At 47.3% G+C, this 1021-nt stretch carries 1 pseudogene; it reads left to right on the top strand.

The annotated features are described in order from the left end of the window. A pseudogene (locus ACFRAK_RS29770) lies at nt 1–1021 on the top strand (ABC transporter permease); the annotation flags it as partial.

The raw sequence follows: 1021 nt of genomic DNA, 5'->3' as shown, positions 1-1021 counted from the left end.
AGCTTTGGCCGTGGTTCTGATCGTCTCGGGATATGGTATGGTGATGGTCTTCGCTGTTCTGCAAATTTTCAGTTTGCTGTTATTGTTTGGCGGTGTCGTGCTCGTCATTATCGGTACTTACTTTTTGTTTACGCAATTCAGCGTGTTCTTCGTGCGTTATCTCCAGAAGAAGGAGCGCTTCTTTTTCCGGAAAACAAATTTGTTGACGATATCCGAGCTAATATACCGGGTAAAGGATAATGCGGTGATGTTCTTTCTGGTCTCAATTATATCGGCTTCAGCGTTTACGGGAATTGGAACGACGCTGGCGATCGGGGACCCCGGCTTATCGGCCATGGAGAATCCGTATGCCTTTACGTATGCCCCTTATGAAGAGGAAGGAAAGGACAGCGAGAAACTGCTGGACGTGTTCAGGGAAGAATTAGGGAAGGCGGGATTCAATTACAAAGAGGCGTCCGTGACCCCGATCTATTCAGATAATGGCTTCAAGTTGATTAAATTGAGTGATTACAACAGCCTGATCCAGTCACTTGGCTATCCGCTGGAGACGCTAGCCGAGACGGACGGAATTCTAACGCCGGGAACTGTAACTCAGAAGAACAGTTACCGGATCGACGGTACGGAGACCGATCAGATCGAGATAATACTGGAGAGAGACGGGTGACGTATCCAGAACCATTATGGACAGAATCAGCGAGAAGGAAGAGTACAGCTACTATATAAAATCTTTGTATCTCGATTGGAAAAGCGCTCAGCAGCATAACGGCATTTTACTTATGGTCAGCGGACTTGTAGGAATTGTGTTCTTTACCTTTGCGGCAAGCTTTATCTATTTCCGGTTGTACGCGGATCTGGCAAGGGATGAGCAACAGTACCGCATGATCGCGAAGGTGGGACTAAGTAAAAAAGAACTAGGTCTGATTGTGACCAGGCAGCTCGTGGTGATGTTCTTTCTGCCGATGCTGATGGCTGTAATCCATAGTGCTGTGTCGTGTGTGGCATTGCAGCAGTTGGTCGATTT

It is taken from the genome of Peribacillus sp. NPDC056705 (genome assembly GCF_043656335.1).
The sequence above is the reverse complement of the archived record's forward strand: the minus strand, read 5'-3'. Positions and strand labels throughout refer to the sequence as shown.